This is a genomic window from Kitasatospora sp. NPDC059160, from assembly GCF_042755465.1.
Classification (GTDB): Bacteria; Actinomycetota; Actinomycetes; order Streptomycetales; family Streptomycetaceae; genus Kitasatospora.
Genome location: NZ_JBHZCN010000054.1, coordinates 18,860 through 44,467, shown reverse-complemented (window position 1 = coordinate 44,467; position 25,608 = coordinate 18,860). Strand labels below are relative to the sequence as shown.

The 25,608-nt window shown below is 71.6% G+C and carries 24 protein-coding genes and 1 pseudogene; 12 read left to right on the top strand and 13 right to left on the bottom strand.

Features of this window, described 5'->3' with window-relative positions:
• The first annotated feature begins 69 nt into the window (after window positions 1–69).
• The gene (locus ACFXOZ_RS23215) at window positions 70–1,041 is read left to right on the top strand and encodes a GlxA family transcriptional regulator (RefSeq protein ID WP_380521745.1); all 972 of its coding nucleotides are present in this window, start codon (window positions 70–72) and stop codon (window positions 1,039–1,041) included.
• 136 nt (window positions 1,042–1,177) lie between these two features.
• On the opposite strand, the gene ACFXOZ_RS23210 is transcribed toward ACFXOZ_RS23215, so the two are convergent.
• Entirely contained in the window at window positions 1,178–2,203 is a 1,026-nt protein-coding gene (locus ACFXOZ_RS23210; RefSeq protein WP_380592402.1) for an NlpC/P60 family protein, read from the bottom strand.
• Window positions 2,204–2,363: 160 nt separating this feature from the next.
• Here ACFXOZ_RS23210 and ACFXOZ_RS23205 point away from each other — a divergent pair, with 160 nt between their 5' ends.
• From ACFXOZ_RS23205 to ACFXOZ_RS23170, 8 genes are all read left to right on the top strand, one after another.
• Window positions 2,364–2,843 carry a hypothetical protein gene (locus ACFXOZ_RS23205; RefSeq protein WP_380521740.1) on the top strand — a complete coding sequence of 160 codons (480 nt, stop codon included), beginning with the start codon at window positions 2,364–2,366 and terminating at the stop codon, window positions 2,841–2,843.
• Window positions 2,844–2,846: 3 nt separating this feature from the next.
• Window positions 2,847–3,116 (top strand): hypothetical protein, encoded by a 270-nt coding sequence (locus ACFXOZ_RS23200; protein ID WP_380521738.1) that lies wholly within the window; start codon window positions 2,847–2,849, stop codon window positions 3,114–3,116.
• Window positions 3,117–3,299: 183 nt separating this feature from the next.
• Window positions 3,300–3,911: a hypothetical protein gene (locus tag ACFXOZ_RS23195; protein WP_380521736.1), complete on the top strand. Its 612-nt coding sequence runs from the start codon at window positions 3,300–3,302 to the stop codon at window positions 3,909–3,911.
• A complete protein-coding gene (locus ACFXOZ_RS23190; RefSeq protein ID WP_380521734.1) occupies window positions 3,908–5,353 on the top strand; it encodes a hypothetical protein in 1,446 nt (481 codons plus the stop codon). The genes ACFXOZ_RS23195 and ACFXOZ_RS23190 overlap by 4 nt, the downstream gene beginning before the upstream one ends.
• Window positions 5,350–6,798 (top strand): SCO6880 family protein, encoded by a 1,449-nt coding sequence (locus tag ACFXOZ_RS23185; protein WP_380592400.1) that lies wholly within the window; start codon window positions 5,350–5,352, stop codon window positions 6,796–6,798. The genes ACFXOZ_RS23190 and ACFXOZ_RS23185 overlap by 4 nt, the downstream gene beginning before the upstream one ends.
• 152 nt (window positions 6,799–6,950) lie before the next feature.
• Window positions 6,951–8,324, top strand: a complete 1,374-nt coding sequence (locus ACFXOZ_RS23180) for an ATP-binding protein (RefSeq protein WP_380592398.1) — start codon at window positions 6,951–6,953, stop codon at window positions 8,322–8,324.
• On the top strand, window positions 8,321–10,057 hold the full coding sequence (locus ACFXOZ_RS23175) for a type IV secretory system conjugative DNA transfer family protein (protein ID WP_380592396.1): 1,737 nt from the start codon (window positions 8,321–8,323) through the stop codon (window positions 10,055–10,057). Before ACFXOZ_RS23180 ends, ACFXOZ_RS23175 begins: the two co-directional genes overlap by 4 nt.
• Window positions 10,058–10,097: 40 nt before the next feature.
• Window positions 10,098–10,649, top strand: a complete 552-nt coding sequence (locus tag ACFXOZ_RS23170) for a DUF4913 domain-containing protein (protein ID WP_380592394.1) — start codon at window positions 10,098–10,100, stop codon at window positions 10,647–10,649.
• Here ACFXOZ_RS23170 and ACFXOZ_RS23165 read toward each other — a convergent pair.
• From ACFXOZ_RS23165 to ACFXOZ_RS23120, 10 genes are all read right to left on the bottom strand, one after another.
• Complete coding sequence (locus tag ACFXOZ_RS23165) at window positions 10,587–12,302, bottom strand: hypothetical protein (protein ID WP_380592392.1); 1,716 nt, start codon at window positions 12,300–12,302, stop codon at window positions 10,587–10,589. The two genes, ACFXOZ_RS23170 and ACFXOZ_RS23165, sit on opposite strands and share 63 nt — an antisense overlap.
• A complete protein-coding gene (locus ACFXOZ_RS23160; RefSeq protein ID WP_380521722.1) occupies window positions 12,302–12,691 on the bottom strand; it encodes a hypothetical protein in 390 nt (129 codons plus the stop codon). The genes ACFXOZ_RS23165 and ACFXOZ_RS23160 overlap by 1 nt, the downstream gene beginning before the upstream one ends.
• A 153-nt stretch (window positions 12,692–12,844) precedes the next feature.
• Window positions 12,845–13,969 carry a hypothetical protein gene (locus ACFXOZ_RS23155; RefSeq protein WP_380521720.1) on the bottom strand — a complete coding sequence of 375 codons (1,125 nt, stop codon included), beginning with the start codon at window positions 13,967–13,969 and terminating at the stop codon, window positions 12,845–12,847.
• Window positions 13,970–14,172: 203 nt separating this feature from the next.
• A complete protein-coding gene (locus tag ACFXOZ_RS23150) occupies window positions 14,173–14,631 on the bottom strand; it encodes an NUDIX domain-containing protein (protein WP_380521718.1) in 459 nt (152 codons plus the stop codon).
• Between the two features lie 7 nt (window positions 14,632–14,638).
• Window positions 14,639–15,265 carry a dTMP kinase gene (locus tag ACFXOZ_RS23145; protein WP_380521714.1) on the bottom strand — a complete coding sequence of 209 codons (627 nt, stop codon included), beginning with the start codon at window positions 15,263–15,265 and terminating at the stop codon, window positions 14,639–14,641.
• The gene (locus ACFXOZ_RS23140) at window positions 15,262–16,770 is read right to left on the bottom strand and encodes a B12-binding domain-containing radical SAM protein (protein WP_380521712.1); all 1,509 of its coding nucleotides are present in this window, start codon (window positions 16,768–16,770) and stop codon (window positions 15,262–15,264) included. The genes ACFXOZ_RS23145 and ACFXOZ_RS23140 overlap by 4 nt, the downstream gene beginning before the upstream one ends.
• Window positions 16,724–17,581, bottom strand: coding sequence for a hypothetical protein (locus ACFXOZ_RS23135; protein WP_380592390.1), 858 nt, complete (start codon window positions 17,579–17,581; stop codon window positions 16,724–16,726). Before ACFXOZ_RS23135 ends, ACFXOZ_RS23140 begins: the two co-directional genes overlap by 47 nt.
• A gap of 81 nt (window positions 17,582–17,662) precedes the next feature.
• Window positions 17,663–18,934 (bottom strand): hypothetical protein, encoded by a 1,272-nt coding sequence (locus tag ACFXOZ_RS23130; RefSeq protein ID WP_380592388.1) that lies wholly within the window; start codon window positions 18,932–18,934, stop codon window positions 17,663–17,665.
• Window positions 18,935–19,005: 71 nt separating this feature from the next.
• Window positions 19,006–19,953, bottom strand: a complete 948-nt coding sequence (locus tag ACFXOZ_RS23125) for a hypothetical protein (protein WP_380521705.1) — start codon at window positions 19,951–19,953, stop codon at window positions 19,006–19,008.
• Between the two features lie 42 nt (window positions 19,954–19,995).
• Window positions 19,996–20,541: an ATP-binding protein gene (locus ACFXOZ_RS23120; protein WP_380592386.1), complete on the bottom strand. Its 546-nt coding sequence runs from the start codon at window positions 20,539–20,541 to the stop codon at window positions 19,996–19,998.
• A gap of 287 nt (window positions 20,542–20,828) precedes the next feature.
• Between ACFXOZ_RS23120 and ACFXOZ_RS23115 the strand changes: the two genes are divergently transcribed.
• The 3 genes from ACFXOZ_RS23115 (at window position 20,829) to ACFXOZ_RS23105 (ending at window position 23,088) form a co-directional block, all read left to right on the top strand.
• Complete coding sequence (locus tag ACFXOZ_RS23115; protein ID WP_380521701.1) at window positions 20,829–22,193, top strand: tetratricopeptide repeat protein; 1,365 nt, start codon at window positions 20,829–20,831, stop codon at window positions 22,191–22,193.
• A 42-nt stretch (window positions 22,194–22,235) separates the two neighbouring features.
• Window positions 22,236–22,724, top strand: a complete 489-nt coding sequence (locus ACFXOZ_RS23110) for a TrmO family methyltransferase (protein ID WP_380521699.1) — start codon at window positions 22,236–22,238, stop codon at window positions 22,722–22,724.
• Window positions 22,725–22,872: 148 nt separating this feature from the next.
• Complete coding sequence (locus tag ACFXOZ_RS23105; protein ID WP_380521696.1) at window positions 22,873–23,088, top strand: acetyltransferase; 216 nt, start codon at window positions 22,873–22,875, stop codon at window positions 23,086–23,088.
• Window positions 23,089–23,431: 343 nt separating this feature from the next.
• Here ACFXOZ_RS23105 and ACFXOZ_RS23100 read toward each other — a convergent pair.
• Together ACFXOZ_RS23100 and ACFXOZ_RS23095 are read right to left on the bottom strand one after the other, a co-directional pair.
• Window positions 23,432–23,789, bottom strand: a pseudogene (locus ACFXOZ_RS23100) (GNAT family N-acetyltransferase); the annotation flags it as partial.
• Between the two features lie 180 nt (window positions 23,790–23,969).
• Complete coding sequence (locus tag ACFXOZ_RS23095) at window positions 23,970–25,427, bottom strand: carboxylesterase/lipase family protein (RefSeq protein ID WP_380592384.1); 1,458 nt, start codon at window positions 25,425–25,427, stop codon at window positions 23,970–23,972.
• Window positions 25,428–25,608 lie beyond the last annotated feature (181 nt).

Genomic DNA, 25,608 nt, shown 5'->3' with positions numbered 1-25,608 from the left:
ACCGACCGTAGGCGCAGACGGAGCGAGGCAGTCAGTGGCACGAGTGCCATCCAGGGATAGGATCGTGCCATGGGAGCCCACACCTCCGACGGCAAGCACCACGTGGTCGTGGTGGCGCTCGAGAACGTCCTCGCCCTCGACATCGGCATCCCGTTGCAGGTTTTCGGAAGCTGGCCGGACGGGCCGTACTCGATGACGGTGTGCACGGAACGGCCGGGCCTGGTGCCGATGCACGGCGGCCCGGCGCTGTCCGTCATCGACGGGCTGGACGCCCTTGAGACCGCGGACACCGTGATCGTCCCGGGGTACCTGGAGCCCGACCCGCCCTCCGCCGCGGTCACCGCCGCCCTCGCACAGGCGGCGGCCCGCGGCAGCCGGATGGTGTCCATCTGCTCGGGGGCGTTCGCCCTGGCCGCCGCCGGCCTGCTCGACGGCCGCCGGGCCACCACGCACTGGCGCTACGCCGCGGCACTCGCCGGCCAGTACCCGCAGGTGACGGTGCAGCCGCACGCGCTGTACATCGACGAAGGCCAGGTGCTGACCTCGGGCGGCGTCGCCGCGGGCCTCGACCTGTCCCTGCACCTCATCCGCCGCGACCACGGCGCCCGTCTGGCGAACCAGCGGGCCCGCCTCCTGGTAACCGCCCCGCACCGCACCGGCGGTCAGGCCCAGTTCGCCGACCTGCCGGTGACCGCGGACCCCTCCGGCACCACAATGCCGGTGTACGAGTGGGCCCTGTGCCACCTCCACCAACCGCTCACCGTCGACCAGTTGGCGCGCCAGGCCGGCATGTCCCGCCGCACACTCATCCGCCGCTTCCACACCGACACCGGCCGACCGCCCATGAGTTGGCTGCTCGACGCAAGACTCGGCCTCGCCCGGGACCTCCTGGAATCCACCGACCTGACGGTCGAAGCCATCGCCCGACGCTGTGGCCTGGGCACCCCGGCCAACTTCCGCACCCTGTTCAAGGCACACGTCGGGGTGCCGCCACGCACCTACCGCGAGACCTTCAACTCCACCGCTGCAAAGAGCCATTGACCGCTTTCCAAGCTGTACGGAGCAGTCTCTTCCCTGCGCTCATCCTCGGGCAGCGGGAATCCGTCGGCTCTCGACCAAAGCCTCCCACCCCCAGGGAGCTGCGTACGTCGGCCAGCGGGAAATCGTCGTACACCCTCTACGGCCTGGTGGCACCCGCGAAGTCGGAGGCGGGCATGTCGGTGACGGGAGCCCTCTTGACGACGTCCCCGGTCTTCGGCGCGGAGATCATCACCCCGTCGCCGAGGTAGAGGGCCACGTGGTAGACGTGACCGTTGCCGTGGCGCCAGAAGAGCAGGTCGCCGGTTCGGAGTTCGGCCTGGGCGACGGGGTGGTCGGCCGTGGCGGCGTACTGCTCGGCGGCGGTGCGGGGGAGCTGGCGGGCAGGCCAGTAGGCGTACTGGACCAGCGCTGAGCAGTCCCAGCCGAGCGTGGAGTCGGCCAGGCACTGGCCGCCGCGGAAGCCGTCCTCGCCGTCGCAGTGGCCGTGGCTCGGGCCGGCGGGGCTGCCGCCACCGTAGCTGTAGGGAACACCGAGCTGGGAGGCGGCCTTCCTCGCGGCGGCCGGGCCGACACCACTGCCGGAGATCTCCGACATCAGGCCGGCTCCGCCGAAGCGGCCCAAGTTCCCCATGATTTCGGCTACATAGCGTTGCGTCTCGCCGTAGGGCGGAACACCACGGCTGCCCTGGACCGCAGCCCAGCCCGCGTTGTAGCCGGCGAGCGCCAGGCGCCGGGGGTCGTCGGCGATGCCCGATGCCCGCGCTTGCACGAGCAAGCTGCACATCAGGCGGCCCTGTGCCATCACCGCGTCCCCGATGTCGTACGGCGACGCGGAACCGCTCTGGTCGTCGTCGCGCCCCCAGGTCGCCCAGGTACCCGGCATGAACTGCGCCGGACCCTCGGCGCCGGCCGGACTGCGGGCGTCGACCCGGAAGCCGCTCTCCTCGAACAACTGGGCCGCGAGCAGGGCCGGGGTCAGCCCCGGATCGTGGCACTGGCGGGCGGCCCGGAACACCCAGGGGCGATACGCCTCGGGCACGCCGTCCACCGCCACACGATCCGCTTCGACAGCCCCCGCCGTCGCCACCAGGGCAAGCGCCGCACCGATCACGCCGAGGAAGAGGACGAGCAGCCCACCGAATCCGAGCAGCACCTTCTTCACCGGAATCCCCTTGAGTCGTGCACGGATGGGTCCGAACGGGCGGCTGCGCGTGCCTTCCGAACGGCCGATTCCGTTACGCCATGCAGTCGAATGACTACGCTACCCTCTGTGGCCGAAGGAGTTCGATCTGCCAACGCAAGCAGCCAGGGAAGGTTGCGACATGACAGCCGATCCGGTGGTACCCGTTCAGCGCACGCGCGTCGTCCCGCTGTACGGAGTACTGCCGGTCCACGGATACGACATCGCCTCCGCCGTCGTGCTCCGGATGCTCGACGACGAGGGCGGCCGGGGCACACGAGCCTGTGGCCTCGGGCCGGGGGAAGCGGTGCCGTACGGCGTCCAGCCCGTCCTCGTCGCCCCGAGCACCGTCTACGGCATCGCCTCGGTCGAGGTGATCGTCCAGGGCTGGCCGACGGGCGCGGTGCCGAGGCCCTGGCTGGTCGTGGTCGCCGACGCTCCTGCCCGTCCCGCGCCGGCCGCCCGCTACCGTCTCCGCGCGCTCGGCGGACGCCTCGCCGGAACCACCTACCTGCCGTACCTGCCGGTACTCCGCTCGGTCGAGCGAGCGGAGGACGCCCTGGCCGATGCCGTCGTGGCGCGCGCGGCTGCCCGGCTGCGCGCCCAGCTCGAAGGGAAGTGACAGATGTTCGTTGCGGAAGACCTGATCCCTGCCGCCAAGCCGACCAAGATCCCCGGCATGGACGGCATGGTCTCGACCCTGTTCGGCTACGGCTTGTGGCTCCTCGTCCTCGCCGGCGTCTTCGCCACCGGGTTCGGTGTGTTCAAGCTCGCCACGGCCGAGAAGAGCCGCCACGGCGGCGGCAGCGAACCGTTCAAGTGGATGGGGGCCGGAGTCGCGGCGATCCTGTTGTCCGGCTCGCTGATCAGCATCCTCAACGGCATCGTGGGCTGACCAGTGCGGACCCGAAGGAGGGACGGAGTCCTCTCACGTTCTGCCCTGTGGAGCGCGGGGGCGCTGCTCGCCATCGTCGTCGGCCTGACCGGTTACACGGCCCTGTCCGGTGGCGATGCTCAGCCGTCGAAGGCTCAGCCCAGCGAACCCCCGGCCACCACGGTCGCAGCGCCCCCGCTACCGGTGTCGACGTACAGCCTGCCGACCACGTGGACCGAACCGCAGCGATGGCTCGCCGCGCCCCGGGGCACCCGTACCGTCGGCAGTCGGGAGGTCGGCTTCCCCCACAGCACCGACGGCGCGATCGGCATGCTGGTCGCCTCCTCCGGCTTCGACGTCGAGGGCTCCACGACCCTGGTGGACGAGCAGCTCACCTTCTACAGGACCTACACGGCCGCCTCCGATCGGACCCCGACCAGGGAGCAGCGGATCCGTCAGGGCGCAGCGAAGGCGGACGCACGCGCCCGCTCCACGATGGGCCTGCCGGAATCGGGCCCGTTGCCGGCCGGCGCCTGGGTTCGAACCCACCTGGTCGGCTTCAAGCTCGTCCAGGCCCAACCCGACTCCGTCACCGCCCACTTGCTGCTGCGCACCGCCCAGAAGGCCGGTGAGACCAGGCCCGAGGCCGTGTCGTACGCGGTGGGCACCATCGGGGTGGTGTGGCGGGACGGAGACTGGAAGCTCGACCCCACCGGCGGTACGTCCCCGGCTCCGGACTCGGTGCCGGAGATCGCGGCCCCCGGCGACCCCGCCTTCAACGCGCAGGGTTGGACCGCGATCAGGCAGGCCTCGTGAGGAACCGTCTGGTCGCCGTGCTGCTGGCTGTCGTCACCCTGTGCGGCCTCGTCGCGCTCGCCCCGCCCGCGATCGCTGACGACAAGCCCGGAATCATCGGTTCGCTCGCCCAGGCAGGTTGTGACTACGGGGTGGTCGGCGCCTACGACTACCTCACCAACGGCCACCACTGCGAGCACATCGGTGAGACCGTCGATCGGACGATCGACGCCGAGTGGAACGACGTCTGGAGCTCCACCATCGGGGAACTGCTCAAAGCCGGGATCGCCTTCGTCAAGGCCCTGGTGAAGTTCACACTGACGGTCGCCCTCCAGGGGCCGTCGCTGCGGCTGGAGGACACCGGGCTGTTCGGTGAGCATGCGACCTTGGCCGGCATGCTGGTGTGGCTCGGGCTGATCATCTCAGCGGTCGGCCTGATGTGGCAGATCGGGCGGATGGCCGTCACCGGGCAGATGCGTCACCTCGGGCAGGCCCTGAGCGGGTGGCTGCAGAACTGCCTGTTGTGCGTGGGCGGTGTCGCGGGCGTCGCACTGCTGCTCAGGGCTGGGGACACGCTGACCGACGGGCTGGTCGACAGCACCTTCGGCGACACGGGGACCGCCACCGGCCACATCGTCGACGTCCTGGTTCCCCATGTGGTCAACCCCTTCATCGTGATCTGCGGCCTGCTGGTCCTGGTGCCGGTCGGCTTCGTCCAGCTCGTGCTGATCTTCCTTCGGAACTCGGCGATTCCGATCCAGTGCCTGCTCCTGCCGATCGCCGGAGCCGGCCGGGTGGGAGGCGAGACCACCCGCAAGTGGGCTCCGCTGCTGATCAGGTCGATCCTCATCGGCATCGTGTACAAGCCGATGGTCGCGGTCATCATCTGCACCGGCTTCGCCGAGTTCGGCCATGCCGACTCGGTGGTCGAATGGCTGCGCGGGCTGACCACGCTGCTGCTCGGGGCACTCGCTCCGGCCGCGTTGGTGCGGATCTTCGGACCGGTCGCCGACGAAGTCGGCACTGCCATGGGCTCGGGCGGAGCGGTCGCCGCCATGTCGGCTGCGGCGGGTTATGCCGCCCGTAGGGGGCGCAGCGAGGGCGCCGACTCCGCAGGCCCGGCCGCCGAAGGCGGGGACGGGGCGACCAGTGCGGTCGAACATGCCCGCCGTGTCGAGCGGTCGATGTCCACGAGCGCGGGGGCCGAGGAGCAGTCGTCGACCGGCGGCGACGCGCTCGCCCAGGCGGCCCGCAACGGGGCTGCCCGGATTCCCGCACCAGCCGGGAGCCCTGACGGCATGCCCGGTGCCGAAGGCGTGCCGGGTTCGTGCGGCTCAGGCGTTGCGACAGGCGCAGCCGCAGCGGGTGGCGCAGCGCTCGCCATCCAGGTCCTGGACGGACTGAACAGCGCTGTACAGCGCGGCGCGGGTGAGATCGGGAACGGATCGGAGGGACAGCTGTGAGTGCCCACGAGGTACCCGACGGGTTGATGGTGAGCGGCCTGCGCACCCGTCGCTCCTTCGGGATGGGGAACCTGTCGAAGGAAGCGACGATCGGTGCGGCAGCGGTCCTGACCGCAGACGGTCTCATCGGCGTCCGCCACCCGGCCAGCCTGCTCGTCACCCTTCCGCTGACCGGGGCGGTCGTCGGCCTGGCCGCCGTCCGCCGGCACGGGATGTCCGCGCTGGCCTACTACCGGGCCAAGTTGGCGTGGCAGCGCGGATACCGCACGGGGACCACCTCCTACCGGCGTGTCCTCCTCCCCCAGCCCTACGTGCTCGACCTGCCCGGGGTAGGGGCGAGCTCGTCACTGATCGCCGCCCACGACCCGACCAGCGGCCGCAAGGTCGGCGTCGTCCACGACCGCACCACGGGTCGGATGACGGTCTCAACCCTGCTCGCGCCCAGGGGAAGCCTCATGGCCCCCACCAGTGCCGTCCGCTCCGGGCTGCGAACGTGGGGCGAAGTCCTCAACACCATGTCGACGGCCGAGCAGATCAAGGGCGCCTCGGTCACCATCCAGATCACCCCCGGAGCCGGCGAGGCCCTGGCCGACGACGTCCAGCACCGACGGCGACCCGACGCCCCCCGCCTGGCGCTGGACGTCATCGACGAGCTGGTGCGCACCACTCCGCGTGCCACCGCCCAGATCGCCTCCTGGCTCAGCGTCACCGTCGATCCGTGTGCCACCGCCAACCCCCCGACCGACCTCGCCGAACAGGTCGGCGAGACGCTTCGGGTGGTCGACACCCTGGACCTGAGCGGGACCGGCACCGACATCGTCCGCCGGACCACCCCGACCGACCTGCGCCGGATCGTCCGCTCCGCGTACGACCCCGGCGTGGCCCTCGCCCGGGACGAGCAGTTCGACGAACTGCAGTGGGGCGATTGCGGTCCGATCGCGGCCGACGACTGGGTGGAGTCCTATGCACACGACGGCGCGGTGTCCGCCAGCTGGGTGCTCCAGGAGATGCCCCGCCGCCCGATTCCCTACAGCACTCTGCTGCCGCTGCTGGCCCCGGGCCGCTTCCGCCGACGGATCACCCTGGGCTACCGGGTCCTGGATCCGCACGAGGGCGAGGCACTGTTGGAGCGGGAGATCTCCGCCGCCGAGCACCGGGCGCAGGCCACCGCCGAAGTGAAGGGCCGCGCCAGGTGGAGTCAGAAGGCGGACTACCAGCGTGCCGAGCAGGCCGCCCGTCAGGTCGCCGGCGGGGCCCAGGTCGTCGACTGGACCCTGTGGGTCACCGTCACCGCCGACAAGCCCTCCGAGCTTCCCGCCGCCCAACAGGAACTCAAGCTCGCGGTCGCCGGCACCCGGGGGATCCGCATGCGACCGGCGTTCGGTGCTCAGGCCGCCGTCTTCGCAGCCGGACTGCCCATCGGTTACAACCCCCTGGTGAAGTAGAGGAGCTCTCGATGCCGGACAAGGCGCAGCTCCGCACTCCTCGGTGGGCCCACGAAGAGACTCCCCCGGGCCGGGCGCGGTTCCTGGGACACGCACGCCGGATCCACGCGCCGCGGCTTGGCTGGGGCGGCCCGTTCGCAGGCCGCGTCGCGGTGGAGGACACCGGTGCCGTCTACACCGGCCCCACCAGTCAGATCGCGCTGATCGACCCGTTCCTGCTGGGCGCGGGCCTGCCGGCACGGGGAGTCCCGGTCGGCCGCGACGTCCTCACCGGCGAGCTGGTGTGCATCGACCCGTCCGGCTGGACCGGCAGGCTCACCACCAACCCGGGTGTCTGGGTGATGGCGCAGCCCGGTGTCGGCAAGTCCGCCCTGATCAAACGGATCTGCCTGGTGTACGTCGCGTACGGCCACATGATGTGCGTTCCGGCCGACGTCAAGGGCGAGTACGCCGTACTGGTCCGCGAACTCGGCGGCAGTGTCCTGCGGATCGGCACCGGTACCGAACGGATCAACCCCTTGGACTCCGGGCCGCTCAAGCACCGCTTGCCCGGTCTGCCCGCTGCCGAACGCGAAGCCCTGCTCGACGTCCTCACCGGCCGCCGTCTGGAAACCCTTGGGGCCCTGCTGGCAACCCGGGTGGGGCTCGGCCGCCAGGCGAACGAGATCGAGCGTTCGGCGCTGACCACCGCCGTCCAACTCGCCGCGGACGCCGTCCCGGGCGCCGATCCAGTGGTTCCGGACGTCACCGCCGTCCTCCGGCAGGCCCCGGAGGTGCTACGGGCCAAGCTCGCCGCCGAGGGCGACACGTACCTCGATCTGACCCGCTCGATCGTGGCCGGCCTGGACAACCTGGTCGGCGGTCCGCTCAAGGGGATGTTCGACGGACCCACCACGTCGCCGATCGATCTGAACGCACCGGCCGTCTCCGTCGACATCAGTGCCCTCAGGGCCCGGGGCAACGACGTCGTCTCCGCCGGGATGATCGCCAGCTGGGCCTACGCCTACTCCTCCGTCGACAGCGCGCGGAGTCTCGGTCTGCTGCGCCGCAAACTCGTCCTCCCCATGGACGAGATGTGGCGGGCGCTGCGCGCGGGCCCCGGCCTGGTCGACGCGATGGACGCCATCAGCCGCCTGAACCGGACCACGGAGGACGTCAGCATCTACGCGACGCACTCGACCCTCGACTCCGAGTCCCTCCCGACCGAGGAGGACCGGGCGAAGGCAAGGGGACTGATGGACAGGTGCGACACCTGGGTGATCGGCGGCTCCACCGGCGAGGAACTCGGCCGGGTCTCGGGGCGACGGGCCCTCACCGAACAGGAACGCATGATGATCGAGTCCTGGGCCTCGGCCACCAGCAGCGGTCTCGACACCTCCGACCAGATCCACCCGGGCCGCGGAAAGTACCTGATCAAGTTGGGCACGCGGCCCGGCATCGCGGCCGCCATGGAGCTCACCGCGACCGAGCGCCGGCTGTACCACACCGATTCGGTGGAGAACGAGCCTGGGAGTGCCCGCCCATGATGACGGAGAACGACCGGATGTGGCTCGCAGGCGGAGTCCTCGTCGGCGGCTCGATGCTGTTGTCCGCGTCCACCTGGGCGGGAGCCGCGGTCGGGGCTGTTCTCGCAGAGGCCGACGCCCCTCCGCTCAGCCCGTACACGGTCTTCGAGATGACGCGCGACTGGCACTCCGTCTGGCCGCACTCCGCGACGGCCAGCGGGATCGGCGCCGCGTTCTTCGACCTGGCCGTCGTCGCCGGGGTCGTCTGGGGTCTGTGGGCCGCCCTGCGCTGGTTCCACAACGCCTCCCACCTCGCCACCCTGCACCAGGTGCGCGATCTCGCCCCCAGGCGGGCCGCCCGTACCGCCACCCGGCTGCGCGCTTCCCTCCGGGACGTCAGAGCACGCGACGTCGCCCCGCGCGATCGCGGCGTGCTCCTGGGGGACCACCTCCCCACCGGCGTCGAACTGCGGGGCTCCGACGAGGACACCTACCTCGCCCTGATGGCCCCTCGCGCGGGCAAGTCGAGCACGCTGGCGATCCCCGTCGCCGAAGGGGCGCCGGCCTCCTTGTTGGTGACCAGCAACAAACCCGACGTCTATGCCGCCACGCTCGCCGCCCGCCGACGGGCGGGCAACGCCTGGACCTTCGACACCCAGGGCATCGCCCAGGTCGAACGCGCCTGGTGGTGGGACATCATCGCCGAGGCCGAGACCCTCGACCGCGCCGAGCGCCTCGCCTCGCACTTCATCGCCCAGGTCAAGAGCGACACCGCCGACCCGTTCTGGGCCCAGGGAGCCAGCGACCTGCTGGTCGGCATGTTCCGCGCCGCCTGGTGGGACGGCGCCACCGTGCGGGACGTGCTCCGTTGGCTGGCCGACCCCAAGGAGCGGGCACCCCTGCGGATCCTCTACCGGTACGAGGAGGTCCTGGCCGAGCAGGTCGACAGTTCCATCAACATCGCCGAGGAGACGCAGTCCGGCATCTACCAGAACGCCCGTACCGCGGTCTCGGCGCTGCGCGACGAGAAGGTGCTCGCCTGGATGCTCCCGGACCGGCACCGTCCGCGGTTCCGACCCGAGGAGTTCGCGCTCAGCCGGGACTCCCTGTACCTGCTCAGCAAGAAGTCCGGGGCCGCCGCCGCCATCGTCGCCGCCCTGACCGACGCCGTGTTCACCACGGCGTCCGAGGCCGGCGAGCGCCACGGCGGACGTCTGCCCGAGCCGATGCGCGCGGTCCTCGACGAGGTCGCCAACATCTGTCCCATCGCCGACCTTCCGGACCTCTACAGCCACCTCGGCTCGCGCGGCATCACCGCGCTCAGCATCTTCCAGAGCTACGCCCAGGGCGTGCGGGCCTGGGGTGAGGCCGGCATGAACGCCCTCTGGGGAGCCAGCACGAAGAAGATCATCGGGGTGGGCCTCGACGACCCCCGGTTCGTCAACGACATCGCCACCCTGGTCGGCAACCACGAAGTGACGCGCGGCTCCTACACCAGGAGCCGCGACGGCGGTTCCACCTCGATCAGCGAACAGCGCGAGCAGATCCTCGAACCCGCCCAGATCCGCGCCATGAAGCGCGGCACCGCCCTGCTGCTGGCCACCGGCATGCCCGTCGCCCAGATCGCCCTGCGGCCCTGGTACGAGGAGCAGGCCATGGCACACCTCGGCCCCGCCATGAAGACCGAGGAGGCTGCCATCGCCAAGAGAGCCAATCTCGCCTGGGAGGAGCGGAAGGCACAACGCCGTGGCTGAGCACCCGAGTTCGGGCACGCACGCCCCCACCATGGTCCCGATGTCCGAGGACGTCGAGGACCTCAAGGCGGAACTGGCCGCGATGCGCGTCAAGGTGGAAGCCGTCGCGCGCAGCACGGCGGAGGCAACGGGCCGACTCGCCACCGGCAGCGCGGAACCAGAAACAGCACCGGAAGAGCACAACGACCCGCGCTACCCGCCGTTCATCTTCCTCCTCGAAGGCGAGGAACTCTACGCGGAGCTGCGCCTGCTCGCCGAGTGGGTGGAGGGAGTCCTGGTCCCCGGCTGCCTCGGCGAGCCCTCGGCCGAGGCCCGCTGGTGCCATCTCTGGACCGAACACTGGGACGCGGTGGGCGCCCTGCACGCGCTGTGGCTGGCCTGGCAGGAACTCACCGACCCCGCCGTCTGCGGTTACACCGGTCCGAGCACCTGGTACCGCGACCACTACCGCCCCTGCATGGCGGCGCTGCGCGGACCAGGTGGCCCGTTCTCGGGCTGTACCAAGGGCGAGCACCGAATCGAGCACCGGCTACCCGGAACCGTACCGAGCGCCTGGTGCACAACTCAGGACGACAACCGACCCGACGGCTAACGGGTCCTCCGGTGCGCTTGCACGCTGGCCACCTCCCGCGCCAGCTCGGCCGCCCGGTTCGCGGGCATCCGAGCCGGCTCCAACGGTCGCGCCGGCACCCTCGTGCTCCGGGCGCGCGCCGCGGCGGCCTGCACACGCCGGGTGTCGTAGGAGGGGTCGCCGGTGAAGCCGAGCGTGTTCCGGCGATCGGCGTCGAGAACGGCCCCGTCCGAGCGGGTGGCCGACCGCCTCGGCCGCACGGGCGGTCGCGGTCTGCGCGGCCGCAGACGCCTGGCGGGCGCGGTTGTACGCCTCGGTGACCTCGCGGATCTGCTCGGGCGACGCCGGGTACCACCTGGTCCAGCCGTCCTTGATCTGGTCCGAGGGCGCGCTGCCTCTCGGGTTGTGGGCGGGGTCGGAGCTGAGCAGGGCTCCGCGCCGAACCAGCGCCTCCGCGATGCGGGGGACGTGCTCGGCGAGGACCTGGCCCGCAGCGGGAACAGCGTGGACGACGGCCAGCAGGTGCGACGTGTCGGCCGGGGCCCGGATGATCTCGTCCGCGGCCCTGGGGGTACGCCGACCGCCGTCACGCGGGGTCCAGCCGGAGGAGAAGAGAGTGCGGCCGAGCCGGACCACGGCGAACTCGGCCTCCCGTACGAAGCGAGGGTTCACCGTCGCCGGTGCGCTCCCGAGGCCGGACTTCCAGCCGGCCGCGGCCTGTTGCCAGGCCTGAGCCGCTGTGCGCAGGGCGCCTCCGGCCGTGTCGAGGAGACCGCGGGCCACGGGATCGGCGCTCAGCAGATCTCGGGTGTGAGCGATCAGACGGGCGGTGAGCAGGTGCGCGACTGCGGAGTGGTCGGAGGCGATCGACAGCTCGGCGGCGGTGGCGTCCGGTAGGTTCCGTGACGCCTGCTGCGCCGCGTGGGCGGCGAGCCACTCCAGACCCGCACCGGCGGCCCGGAGCGCTTCCCCCTGCGGTTCTCCCGGCCGGACCGGGGACGGCGGGACGGTCGCGGCAGCCGGAAGGTGGAGAAGGCCGGGAGCCGGCACGGACGGGCGGGGCGAGCTGAGCTGGCGGTGGATGCCGATGGTCGCCTGCTCGATCAGCACCGCGCGTTCCCTGAGCCGGTAGGCCACGGTGTGGCTGCGGACCACCCGACGATCGGGCGGGCACAGCTGGCCGATCCGTACCGCCACCCGCCCAGCAACACTGGCGAGTTCGGCGGTCTCCGCGATGACGTGCCGCGCAACCCCACCGCTGTCCAGGTAGGCGGCGTACGGGCTGCGGGCTTCGCCGTCCGGACCGTGATGGCTGGCGAGCAGGTCACCCGCGAGTCGGAGGAAACGTACGGCGTCGGTCAGGTGCGAGGCCGCGGGGTCGGGCTCGGACCAGGCGTAGAGGGACTCGTCCCGCAGCAAGCGCCCGAGGATGTCCATGTTGCTGTGCAGTCGGGAGACGTCGCCCTCCGCGATACCGAGCGGGTCGGGGGCGTGCGGGCCGAAGCGATCGGTGTTGCGGTGGAGCAGTTGGAAGACGTCCGCCAGCGCGCCGCTGCGGGCGGCGTGCTGGCCCGGGGTGCTGCGGCTCTCGGCGTCGGCGAGGGTGAGCGCCGCCAGGGCGTACTCGAGCCTGGATGCCGCGAGCGTGATGAAGTCGCCCCAGGTGACGTCCATCAGCCGACGGGCCCCTGGTCGACCGGCAGGGCGTTGCGCAGCGCTGTGGCCGCGTCGCGGGTGTGGAGGGCGGCCGTGTGGCGGTCCCGCAGCTGCTGGACGTCGTCCGAGGTTCGGGCGAGCGAGTCCAGGGCGTCGGCAAGGGCGGTGAGCCGGCCGACCAGGTCGTGGTCCGCCGCTCGGCCGAGGTCGCCGGGGACGCTGTCGGGCAACGGTAGGTAGATCGTTGCTTCGGTGGCGTAGGAGGCCGCGGCCAGGGCGGCCAGTTGGTCGTAGCGGTCGTCACGCACGGCCAGGTCGGCGAGCGCGTGCGCGGCAACGGCGGTGTTCCTCAGAACGGCAGCGGCTGCCAGCTCGACGCGTTCCGCCGTAGCGGAGTTCGGGTTCATAGTTCGGTCCTCCTCGGGTCGCTGTACGACGTCAGGCAACCACGGGCGGCGGCTCGATGGACGCGGTCACCCTGCCCTGTGGATCGACGCGGGCTGTCGGGTGGTGAAACTCACCGGATCGGGTGAACACAGTGGGCGCACCTCTGACGTGACTCACCTCTGCTTCGGACGACGCCCCTGCTGGACGGCCACTCCATCGGGTCGCAGGTGTGCGGGCTGCTCCCCGACGCCGGCAGCCGACCGCCGTTGTGCCTGACGGCCCGACCTGGCCTTCGCCGCGTCCGCCGAGACGCGCCGACCCTGCACAGTCATCGGGCTCGGGCGCTCCAACGCTTCACCCATCCTGCGAAGGTCGGGAACGTCGATGGTGCCGGAGGACGACCTGCTCCGGGGAGCGGACTGCAGAGCGGTGCCCGAGGAGAGCAGTGCCACGGCCGTGGGAAGGCTGGTCCGACTCCGCGCAGAGGTGCTGTAGGCACTCGCCGTCTCGCCGAGGACGAGCAGGGTCGCGGCGGTGGGTAGTGCCCCCTGCCTCCGGCGCAGCAGGTCAGCTCCCTGATGGGCCAGTTGGGCGATTCGCTCGCAGGCGTGGATCGATGCGTTGCGCAGGAACTCGGAAACACGGTGGTCGGCGAGGAGCCGGTGGGCCCACTCGCCTGCCTTCGTCGCGATGTTCCGCCACAGTCGAGCGACCGCTTCCCGCACGATTCGGATCTCTCGCCATTCCCGCAGACCTTGAAGGGCCGGGTGGCTTCGATCGGCAGCGCGGAGTGCCGCGTTGACGGCCTCGGCGCTACGCCCAGCGGTGGAGGAGCCTGTTACGCCCGTCGCCACCGCCGCTTCGGGTGCGGCCGGAGTCGTGGTGATGTGCCGCCATCGGACTTGAAGTGCCTCGACATCGGCTTCCAGGGCCGCCCTCAGATCGTCGACCGAACGGCTGCCCTCGGGCACGATCTCCGTCCAGGCTTCGACCACCTCTCGGAGCTGCGCCTTGAGGTCAGGCAGTCCGGCCTGGTCCGTCGTCTTGACCGGTTCCGAGGAACTGATGCTGTACTGGTCCCACAGCGGCAACTCGTCCGGCTGTGGGGCAAAGTTGGCCATCGAGGCTTCTTGTTGCACTGCGGCCTCGCCATCAGCCCTGGCGCCCGCCAGCCAGTTGCCTGCGAGACCGGCCGCTGCGGCATCCTCCTCAGCGAGCCGGTCCCAGGTCCTCTGACCACTCGTCGGAGGAACGCCGAGGATGATGTCCTCCTGTTCCGCCGGCCGTGGTGAGCGCATTCGCCGTCTCCCTCACGCTCCAGGCACGCGCCGATGCACTCGCAGCAGCGACTACCACCCCTGGTCTAGCACGGCGTGATCCGGTGCCCCGCGATCGACGCGTCCCGCCGATCGCAGTCGTCGACCAGTGCGCCCCCTGTCCGGCACCACGTCACATCGGGGTCCTCCGGGGGAGGCCGGGATGCACCAGGCCTCCCCCGCCTCTACGCGGCAGGCCAGTTGTGGTGCGCCAGGCCGCCGGGGTCGGTGAGGGCTCCGTGGATACCGGCGGCCGGGTAGGGGATCAGTTCCTCGGGCAGGGCGTCCTCGGCGAAGAAGCGCAGATCGAGGCACTTCTCGGGTTCGCGGTTGACGGGCTCGCCCTCCCACTCGGTGGCGACGAAGAACAGGCCGAGGCGCAGCGTGGTGGGGTCCTGGTGGTGCAGGACGGTGTAGGCGAGGCGGAGGTGGTCCGGGTCGACCAGGAGGCCGGTCTCCTCGTCGAGTTCGCGGGCGGCGCCGTGGGCCGGCTTCTCGCCGGGGTCGAGCTTGCCACTGGGGGCGTGCCACTGGCCGTAGCCGTAGGGGCCGCCTCGTTGGGACAGCAGGATCTTGCCGTCGGGGGTGCGGGCGATCACGTGGACGTCGACCACCGGCGGCGGGGTGGTTGTGCTGCTACTCATGCTCTCTCTAACTTCCCTGCGGAGTTTTGGTGTTGATCGCTCGGTCCGGGACTGCTCCCAGGATGGCCTGTGCGGTCTGCTCGGCGGTGAGGTGGGTGGTGTCGATGGTGTGGAGCCGGTAGCCGAGGCGGTTCAGGATCGGGACGGCCTCGGTGTAGAGCCGGAGTTCGCGGGCGGTGGCGGCGGAGTCGAGCTCGAAGCGGTGCCGGGTGCCTCTGACGGCCAGGCGGCGCTGCACGGTGTCCGGGTCGGCGGTGAGGATGACCGCGAGGTCGGGGACGTCGGCGCCCTGGTTGATGGTGAGGAGGAAGTCGACGTCGACGCCGTCGGCACGCTGGAGGACGAGGGTGGAGGCCATCCAGCGGTCCATCAGTACGGTGGTGCCGGCGGCGCGGTGGGGGCGGATGTCGGTGTCGAGTTGGTGGAGGCGGTCGGCGGCGACGGCCAGGGCGAGGGCGCGGCCGCGCATCGTCGCGGCGGCCTGGCGTACTGCGGTGCCGTAGGGGGTGGTCGAGGGGCCGGTGGCGGTGTGGACGGTGTGTCCGGACGCGGCGAGAGCGCGGGCGGTGGCGGCGACGGCGGTGGACTTGCCCAGTCCGCTGGGCCCGTCGACGCTGATCAGCAGGCCGCTCATGTCCTGACCTCCTGACGGGTGCTGGTGGTGCGGTGGTGCTGTTCGCGGGAGATGTCGGCGAGCCAGCCGTGGAGCTGGGCGAGGGGGACGTCGCCGAACTGCTGGCCGGTGCCGAAGTTGAACTCGTCACGGCCGCGCATCGCCTCGTCGGCGCCATGGTCGGTGAGGTCGATGTCCTGGTAGGTCTGCAGGGCCTCGGGGTCGTGGCCCTGCTGGACGAGGCGCTGGAAGACGGGGCTGCCGGGGTAGGGACGGAAGGTGAAGGCGGAGGCCCGGAAGGTGCCCTCCGAGCGGTCCGAGAGGGCCCAGAGTTCGCGGATGTGGGCGAGGGTGGCGAGCGCGTCGTCCCGGGTCTCGCCGGGGTAGCCGAGGATGAAGTAGCCCTTGACGCCGACGCCGCGTTCCAGGAGTCGACGGGTGATGTCGAGGGTCATCTCGGGCGTGATCCGCTTGTCCATCGCCCGCAGGATCCGCGGGGAGCCGGACTCGATGCCGAGCGCGACCTCGCGCAGTCCGTTGGCGCGCAGCTGTTCCAGGACGGTGTCGTCCTCGCGGTCGAGGACGTTGATCCGCCCGGTGGCGTCCCAGACGTACTTCTCACCGATGCGTTCGGCGGCGAAGGCCTCCAGGGCGGGGTGGATGATGCGGCGCGCGCCGAGGAACAGGTCGTCGACGGCCCTGAACGCGGTGCAGCCGTACAGGTCGTGGAGCTGGTGCATCTCGGCGATGATGTTCTCGGGGGTACGGGTACGGATGCTGACCTCGGGGTTCATGGAAGCGGCCGCGCCGCAGAAGCCGCACTCGTAGGGGCAGCCGCGCGAGCAGACGAGGTTGGCCTCCCAGCGACCGTCGTCGGCCTGGAACGGGTCCTGGGTGAGGTAGCGGCGGTCGAGGAGGAGCGAGTTGATGTCGGGGGCGAGCCAGCGGGCGGTGTCACCGTTCCGTGGGATGCCGGTGGCGGTGGTGCCGAGGAGGCGGTCGCGCCACATCACCTTCGGCAGCTCCCGGCGGCGGTGGACGTCGCCGAGGAGCGCGGTGACCCGGGTCTCGCCCTCGCCGACCAGCAGGGCATCCAGCCGCGCGAACCGCGGATCGGCGAGCACACGTTGCGGGTCGGCCTTGGCGTGGTGGCCGCCGGCCATCAGGGAGATCACCGGGTCGAGCCCGGCCGCGATCCTCGCCGTGAGGTCGTAGGTCGGGGCGAGGAGGTTGAAGCCCACCCAGCGCGGCCTCAGTTCGTTGATGAGGTCGGTGGTGTCCTGGACGCCGAGTCCGTGGGCCTCGGCGTCCAGGATGCCGACGTTGAAGCCGTGCTGGGCGGCGTGGGTGGCGAGGTAGCCCATGCCGAGGACGGGCAGGGTGTAGTCGTTGACGCGCGGGCGCAGGTCGTAGTCGCGCAGCGGGGCGTTGACGAACAGGCAGTCGAGGATCCGGTGCGGGTCGGCACCGGCGACCGGGTCACGGGTGGTGCCGGTCCGATCCTTCGAGCTGGTCGGTGCGGGCATGGGCCCCCCAGGTGAGTGTCGACAGGGTCAGGGTGTGGAGGTGGCGCGGGTCGTGGCCGGCCAGGTGGTGCCAGTGCGCGCCGAACAGGGCCTCGGTCTTCTTCGGCTTGTCGGCGGCGGGCCAGGGGTGGTCGGGGGCGATGCGGGCGACCCAGGTGCGGACCGCGAGGTCGGCGTGCGGGTAGACCGAGAAGTCGCCGGTGAAGTCCGCGGCGGCCGCGGCCGCCGTCCAGGGGCCGATCCTCGGCACGCTCACGAGTGCGGCGACCAGGGCTGCGGCGTCCAACTGCTCCCAGCGGGAGCGGTGTTCGAGGTAGGCGGTGGCGGCCGCGCGCAGCGCGGTGCGGTGGAAGGTCGTGCCGACGTCGGCGAACTGCTCGTCGGTGAGGGTGAGCACTGCGTCAGGCCCGGGTGCTGTGTGGTGGGTGCAGCCGTGGGCGGGCAGCTCGGTGCCGTGGACGGCGCACCAGGTGCGGTAGAGCTTGCGGGCCTGGTCGGCGCGGACGACCTGGCGCAGGATCGCGGTGGTGATCGCGTCCCACAGCCAGGGGTTGGCCACGCGCACGCTCGACCCGAGGGCGTGCAGCCCGCTGCGCAGGGCGGTCGGCACGGCGTCGGGCAGGTCGCCCGGGTCGGTGGTCACGACGGCGGGCTCGTGGTCCTCCGCACCGTCCACACGGGCCAGGCCGAGGCCTGCCGGGGTGAGCGTGGCCAGCCACCGGCCGCCGGCGGTGCGCAGGGGGCGGTGCCAGTGGCCGGTGGTGGTGTTGCGCTGCCAGGCGGGGTGATCGGTCGTCAGGACGGCGTGCACGGGTGGCTCCTCGCCTCGGGTGGCGTTCGTGGTGCCCCAGCTTGCCAAGCCGGGAAGGGCGCCGTCGGGCACGGCTGCTGCTCACCGGTTGCCGCGCGGCAGGGGCTCGATGACTCCGTCCGCCGCGAGGGCCTGGTACAGGGCGTGGTGTTCGGCGTCGGTCATGGGGCGCGAGTGCACGGGCGGGGCGCCGTCGGCAGGCCGGGGCCACGAATCGACGGGTGGGATGAGGTCGGTGGCGGCGTGGGCGGTGGCCGTGTAGGGGCCGCGGAGCATCAGGGTAGTGGTGTCGGGGCGCATGAGGGCCTGGTGCGCGAGGGCGGTGCCCAGCGTGTAGGAGCTTCCCGGCAGTTCGGTGGTGGTGACGGCCGGACACAGCTGGTCGGCGGTGAAGGGGCCGGTGTCGCGGCCGTCGGTGCGGGTGGAGACGGTGTGGAGGTAGCCGCCGGTGAGGACGCGGGCCCCGAAGGCGTAGCCGTGGGTGTGCGGAAGGCGCTGGTTGGCGGGTCGGGGGTTGGTGTTGAGGCGGATCTCGAAGCCGCGCCAGGTGTCCAGGGCCAGGACGACGCGGTCCAGGAGCAGGGTGGTGCGGCTGGCCTCGAAGCGCTCGTAGTCGAGGACGGCGGTGGTGGTCAGGTAGGACAGGGTGCTCTTGTGGACGGCGAGGTGGTGGAGGGCGTCCTGCTGGGCGTGGAGCTGCGCCAGGGTGGCGTGGTGCAGGTAGGGGATGTCCTGGAGGCTGGTGCCGGGCCTGCGGCAGTCGTGGGGCTCGGGGCGGGAGAGGCGGGTGCGGGCCTCCTTCACGGCGACCTGGTACTCGGCGGGGGTGAGCGGTCGGGAGTCGGGGGCGGCGAGGGGGTGGTGGGTGAGGACGAGCTGGACGCTGTGGGCGGGGGCGGTCAGTTCGGTGGTGGCACCGGTGTGGATGGCGCAGAGCTGGCCGGGGTTGAGGCTGCGCAGGTACTGGGGTCGGCGCTGGTCGGCGTCGTCCTGGTGGCGGGACAGGGCCAGGTCCAGGGTTCCCGTGAGGGGGAACAGGAGGGCGGTGTGGTCTGCGGCCCGGGGCGGGGTGGGGGTGCCGTCGGGCAGGCACAGGTGGAGGGCGGGCTGGTCCTGGTGGGCGTGGGCGAGGAGCAGCTGGGTGTGGCCGGGGACGGTGTGGGAGGCGGTGGCGAGGGCGTGGGGGTCGGCGTGGTCGAGGAGGTGGAGGAGTTGGGTGGTCACGGGGGTGAGCCAGCCGTCGGTGATCAGCCGTTCCGGGACGGGGATGGTGCCCGGGTCCTGAGTGAGCAGGTCGGCGGCCGGTGGTAGGAGGAGTTCGGCCCGGGTGCCGTCCGACAGGGTGAAGATCATGGTTGCTTCTCTCGTTCAGTGGCGGCCGGTCGGCGGAGCCGCGGGCTGCGGGGACGGCTCGGGCTGGAAGGTCATCGCCGTCCCCAGGTCCAGGGAGGCCGGTGGGCGCCGCGCAGGCAGGCCACCTGGTGGGCGGCCTGCCTGCGCAGATGCGTGTCGAGGTGGGCGCGCCGCACGGTGTCCGTCACGGCGGTGAGCACGACGACGTCCCGCACGGTCTGGTAGTCCGGCCAGGCCCCGATCTGGCCGTAGGGCGGGGCAAGGGCTGCGCGACTGTAGGCGGTGTAGGCCGCGGTGTACGCGTGGAGGTCGTCGCGGTGGCCGCGCAGCAACTCGGTGTGCCAGCGGGCGGCGACGAGGTCCCACTCCCGGTGTCCGTACCGCAACGGGTACTGCGGGAACAGCCGGGGGTGCGAACCGTCGCCGTAGCAGGGGGCGATGGCGCGTGCGCCGAGGATGACCGTGGACGGCGTCGGCCATTCGGCGCGCTCCCACTCCTCGCGCAGCTCGGCGGCGCGTTCGCGCAGGAACCACTGGCTCGCGTCGTCCAGCGCGACGTCGTCCAGGCCGTCCAGCAGCCCCTCAAACGGGTCGTGGTCCTCCAGCCACAGGGCCGCGCCGGGCCGGATCCGGTGCACGGCTGCGGTGAGCCGCGCGCTCGCGGCGACGTCGCGCAGCGGGTGCCCGGGGCTGCGCCAGAAGGTGACCGCGCGTCCGTGGGCGATCCGGACCTGGTCGTAGTCCGGGGCCACGGCGGCCACCCGGTGCTCGTGGAGCAGCCGGGCACCGCGCAGCAGGGCCCCTGCCTCGTCCGCGTCGGCATGCACGAGGGCGAGCGCCCTGGAGGCGGGCAACCACCAGGCGTGGTGCGGGTGTTCGCCGACCAGCTCGGCCTGGGAGGGGTTGTCGCCGGTGTCGGTGCAGACCTGGGTCAGGGCCGCGTAGGCGGCCGCGACCTCGTGCCTGCGGCCCTCACTGGTGATCCTGGTCAGCGTTCTGGTGCGCGGTCCGACGCTCACGGCGCAGTCCTCCGGTACGAAGTCGATGGGCGGGTGGGGTGGTTACGCCGCCGGTATCCGGTCGAGCTCAGGCTGCTGACCGGGCCGCACACCGACGGCGGACCGGGGCCGCCAAACCCGCACGGCGGCGCCGGTGCACAGCACCACGACCTGCGACTCGACCTGCCTACCCGCGACCGATGCGGGGACGGGCCGCGCCGCCTCGGGCAGGTCGAGTTCGGCCCACACCACCTTGCCGTCCGGCCCCTCATCGACGCCGAACCGGTCGACCACCCCGGCCACCAGCAGCAGACCCCTGCCGCTGGTGGCGCCCTCCCCCGCCTTCCGGGACTCGGGCCTACCGGGCCCGGGGTCGGCGACGGACATCCGCAGCACCCCGGTCGGGGAGAGGCGCAGAGCGGCAGTCAGCTCCACGTCCGACCGGCCCCCGTCGCAGCCGTGCACCACGGCGTTGGCCGCGATCTCGGACATCACCAACTGGACGTCGTCCACCAACGGATCGTCCAGGCGCAGGCCGAGCTCCGGCAGCTGCGCCCCCACCCAGCGGCGAACGACGCCGATCCGAGCCAGTTCGGCGGGGAACGTCACCGTGGTGGTTCGTGATGTCGGCTTCATTGGGGCGCCTCACTTCCAGAGGACCAGGGCAATAGTGGAGGCAGCCCGTACGGCTGCCTCTGCCAAGGCACCTCGACTCGACCGGAATCGGATTCGCAGCAGCGCGACCATCCAAGGCTCCTGCCAGTTCCGCAGGTTGACGGTACGTTCGGCTGCGTCGAGGCGCACAATCAGTTCAACACCGAAGCAGTGGCTCTCGGTACACTCGTCACCACGGAAAGTGGTTTACAGGGTTAACAGCCAAGACCGGGATGTGACTCATGACGACATCCAGCACTGCTCTTCAGCACTTCATCAGCAGCTACGGATTGAAGCTGGAGGTCGTGGCCCGCGCCCACCGCGAGCAAGCCGCGCTCAACGGTGACCTTGATACCCGCACGAGCAAGGCGACCGTGTCGCTGTGGTGTGGTGGCCAACGGCGCCCGAGGGGGCGCAACCCCGAATACCTGGCACAGGCACTGAGCAAGATCGTCGGGCGTTTGGTCACACTGGACGAGATCGGGTACGGCGATGCTCAACCGCAGGAGCTGCCGACACTGGCCACCGACCCGGTCGCCGCTACCGCTGACTTGGGAAGGGCCATGATGGACATCAGCCGCCGCGACTTTCTTCAACGGGCCGTCTACGTCTCCTCAGCCGTCGCTCTGCCGCTGAGCTACGACCACGAAGCCGTCGCCCGTACGCTGCGTGCCCGCCAGCCCGGCGCCCGGGTGGGAAAGGCCGAAGTGGCAGCCGTCCGGAACACCGTCCAGGCATTCAGGGCCGCCGACGAACAGCTGGGAGGTGGCCACGGGCTGTCTTCCGCCACCTTCTACCTCACCGACGCCGCCGCGCCCATGCTCAGCGGCCGCTACAGTGACCCGGCCGTACGCCTCGACGCCTTCAACGCCGTCGCCGAACTGGCTTACCTGCTCGCATGGAAGCACCATGACCTCAACCAGGAGGGCGCCGCTCAGCGCTACTACCTCCTCGGCTACCAGCTCGCGTGCGTGGCCGACTTCCACGGTCACGGCGCGTGGATGATGCGAGCCCTCGCCCACCAGGCACTCAACCTGAAACAGCCTCAGCACTGCGTCGACCTCGCCGAGGAGGCCCTCCGCCGGTCGGCCGGCCGCATCGACCCTCAGACCCGGGCACTGCTGCTCATCACCAGCGCCCGCGCCTACGGGGCCACCCGCCAGGGCGAAAAGGCCGCAGCCGCCCTGCTCTCCGCCGAAGACGCCCTGGCCCGTACCGACGACCCGGTTGCCGACTACGCTCTGGCGGCCGGGCCGGCAGGCGCCACCATCAGCTCCCACACCGGCAAAACGCTCGCAGAGCTCGGCGACCACAAGAACGCGGAGAAGCACCGCCGCAATGCGCTCGCAGGCCGCGACCCCGACCAGTTTCGGCGCATCCACGCACTCACCACGGATGAGCTGGCGGGCACCCTCGACAAACAAGGCCGAATGGACGAGGCCGTATCCGCCTGGGGCGCCGCGCTCGACCTGATGGACGGCATCACCTCCGCCCGCAACACCGACTCCATCAAGGCCATGCGCACCACCTTGCGGCGCTACCAGGCCCGCGGGGTACCCGGCGCTGCCGCTCTGTCCGAACGGGCCCGACAGGCCCTTGTAGCCTGATCCACTGACCTGGCGCGGTCCGTTCACAGGAGGGGAAACACAGTGACCGAAGTCTTCACCGTGGAGGCACTCGGGTACGTGGTAGGGGGCCGCACCGAGCCCACCGACGACTACTGGGGAGGTACCCGCGCCGTCATCCGGCTCGACGGCGACCGCTTCCCACCGGAGGCCACGAAGGGGCTGGAGGCGTTCTCCCACCTCGACGTCATCTTCCGCTTCCACCTCACCGACCCGACCGACCTGAACTTCGGCGCCCGCCGCCCACGCGACAACCCGCAGTGGCCCGAGGTCGGCGTCTTCGGCCACCGGAACATGCGGCGCGTCAACTGGCTCGGCTCCTCCCGCTGCCGCCTCCTCAAGGTCGACGGCCTGGACCTGCACGTGGAGGACCTGGACGCCGTCGACGGCACGCCGATCCTCGAGGTCAAGCCCTGGTTCGACGAGTTCGGCCCCCGCGGCGACACCCACCAGCCCTCCTGGACCACCGAGATGCTCCACGAGTACTTCGCCCCTGGCCCCACCACGCCCTGATCGAAACCTCCGGAGACTGTTTCCTCGCGTCGACGGGTAGTGGCGCGAGGAAACGACCCAGGGAATCCCCATGACGACAGTGCTTCGCCGCTATGGGGCCGACCGACTTCCGCCGACCACGCCCAACTGCTCATCGACGTCCACGCCGATGCCTATCGCGACCAGGCCGGCGGTGGGCATCGCCGGGCAGGCCCACGAGGCACTGCCGTCCCAACGCGCCGAAGCGCTGGCTGTGCTCTACGTCGACGTCGCCCACCCCCGGGTCCAGGACATGTACGAGCGGTGGTCGTACGAGAAGGTCGGCGAGCACCGACCGTTCGAGGGCGCTCCGCTCTACGCTGTCATGATTCGCACCCTCCGCTGAGCCCCCGGGTCCGCCCCCAGGCTCGCCCTGCGCGCCAACGGCTGCCTTTCCGGGCGGCTCGACGGCTCTGGGTCCACTCGGTGTTCGGGCGCCCGAGCACTGACCTCAGCGTCCGCGAGGATCGAATGCACCGCCGTCCCGGAACCGCACCTGTCGCTCCCTCGTGACCGGGTGGTCGCTGACGAATGGAGACAGCGAGTTAGTGGTTGTTGTGACATCAGCTGTCGAGCGGCATGCGGGAACCGGCATCTCTGCGCGCCGTCACGGTGGCGGCGGGGGCCAGGGCCGTGCGCCGAAGGAGCGCGGGCTCTCGACCTCGTGACGCCCTGTCGGCCGGTAATGCTCAAGGCCTGCGGATCGGTTCCGGGAGGGACGCGAGGTGCGCCGATCCGTGGAAAGCGGGTGGGTCACAGCCGTCCCTGCGCCGGATGTGCAGATGGCCGTCGAGGGGGGAAGGCGGGCGGTGCCGCGAGCAGGATGCGGTCGAATGCGTACCGGCTCTTCTGTGCGACCCGGCACGAGACGGAGTTGTCCACCTGATGCAGGAGTTCCAGCTGCGCCAGCCCGCCGTTCCCGAAGGTGGCGAAGGCCCCGCCGGTGAGGGCCTCAAGGGCGCGGGGCGCCACGCTCCGCCCGCACGCATGCACCGCGGTCCAATAGCCCACCTCGGCCGAGGGCTTGCCGGAGGCGACGCCTTTGAGGGCCGTCGGCGTCACGATTTCGCGATCGGAGTGGAATCGAATGGCCTTGACCGTGAGACTGGCCCGCCGAACCGGCTCGCCGATCGAGTGAGGCGTGTCGCCGTCCATTCCCCTTGCCTGGCGTCTCCCCCGACGGGAGATTCAAGCCCCCCTTCGCCTGCGCCTTCGAGGGGCCCGGGATCAGCCGAAGTGCCGGACGGTGGTCGGGTCGGCGGGGGCGTACGGGGGCCAGTGCTCGGCGGGGGGACGCCCGGTGGCGGCGAAGGTGGCCACGGCGTGGGAGAAGGCGTGGCCGAGGGTGCGGGCGGCGGGGGTGGCGTCGCCGAGCATGGAGCTGTCGGGGTAGGCGTCGAAGGTGGTGAAGAGGTAGGGGAGTTCGGCGCAGTGGGTGGCGCCCAGGCGGGCCGGGTCCGGGGTCGGGGTGCGGTCGAAGCGGTAGACGTAGGTGGGGTGGCCGGCCGCGGCGTGGTGGTCGGCGATGGCGAGGGTCCGGTCACGGAACTGGAGTCCGGTGGCGACCTCGGTGAGGATGTCGCCCGGCGTCCGTGGAACGGTGGCGGCCGTGCGGTCGTAACGTTCGGCGCCGTCCTCCGCCAGGGTCGCCGCGATCGCGCGGGCCCGCTCGGCGGTGGCGGTGCGGACGGCCGGGTCGAAGGCGTAGAACGCCGTCATCTCGTCCCGGGTGGTGCCGGTCAGCAGCTGCTTGCCGTCCAGGCGGCCGTCGGCCAGGGCCTGCTGCCAGGTCACCGGCAGGCCGTAGCCGCCGAGGACGGGGTACATCGGCGGAGCAACCTTGCCCGGGCGGGCGACGTCCCGGGCGAGTTGCCCGTAGGCGGTGAGCAGCTGCCCGGGCGGGACGGCGCGCAGCGCGGCCAGCGGGTCGGGGCGGCGGTCCAGGCCGAGGATCCCGAGGAAGCGGCGGGCGTGGTCGGCGGCTTCGCCGGGGTCCTGCGGGGGGAGGCCGAACGGGCCGCTCTGGGTGACGACCCGTGCGATCCACGGGCCGGTCTGCGGTGCGAGGGCGAGGTGGAGGGCGGAGTAGGCGCCGGCGGACTGGCCGCCGACGGTGAGCAGTTCCGGGTCCCCGCCGAAGCCGGCGATGTTGTGCCGCACCCAGGCGAGGGCGGCGGCCTGGTCGCGCACCCCGAGGTTGTCGCTGCCGAGCTCCGGGAGGTGGAGGTAACCGAGCGGTCCGAGGCGGTAGTTGGCGGTGACGACGACGAGGCCTCCGGCGGCGGCGAGGTGCCGGCCGTCGTACCAGTCCCAGCCGCCGGATCCGCTGCTGAACCCGCCGCCGTGGAACCAGACCAGGACCGGGCGGCCGCCCGGGGCGGACCCCTCGCCAGGAGGGCCCGGCGACCACACGTTGAGGGTGAGGCAGCCGTCCTCGTCCCAGTCGGGGGCGCGCCGCCCCATCACCGCTTCGAGCCGGGACGGCCCCTGGGGCACGGACGGCCCCGGACGGGCGGCGTCGCGGACGCCCGACCAGCCCGGGTGCGGTCCGGGCACGGCGAAGCGCCGCTCCCCCACCGGGGAGGCCGCGTACGGGATGCCCCGGAACGCGGCCACGCCGCCCTCCACGACGCCCCGCACGCTGCCCGACCCGGTCACGACGACGGGGCGTTCCTGCACGGCCATCGCTGCCACCTCTCCTTCACCATCGCCCTGCGGTTCCGTGGCGGCCGCACGTCCGATCGGCGTCTCGCCCGTCCCCCCAGTCAATCGCGCGGCAGGCGCCGCCACCGAGAATCGGGAAAGTCGGGACGTGAGGGAGGTCGGGGACCCGGTGCGTGGTGTCGGCCCGGCAACTGCCGCTCCG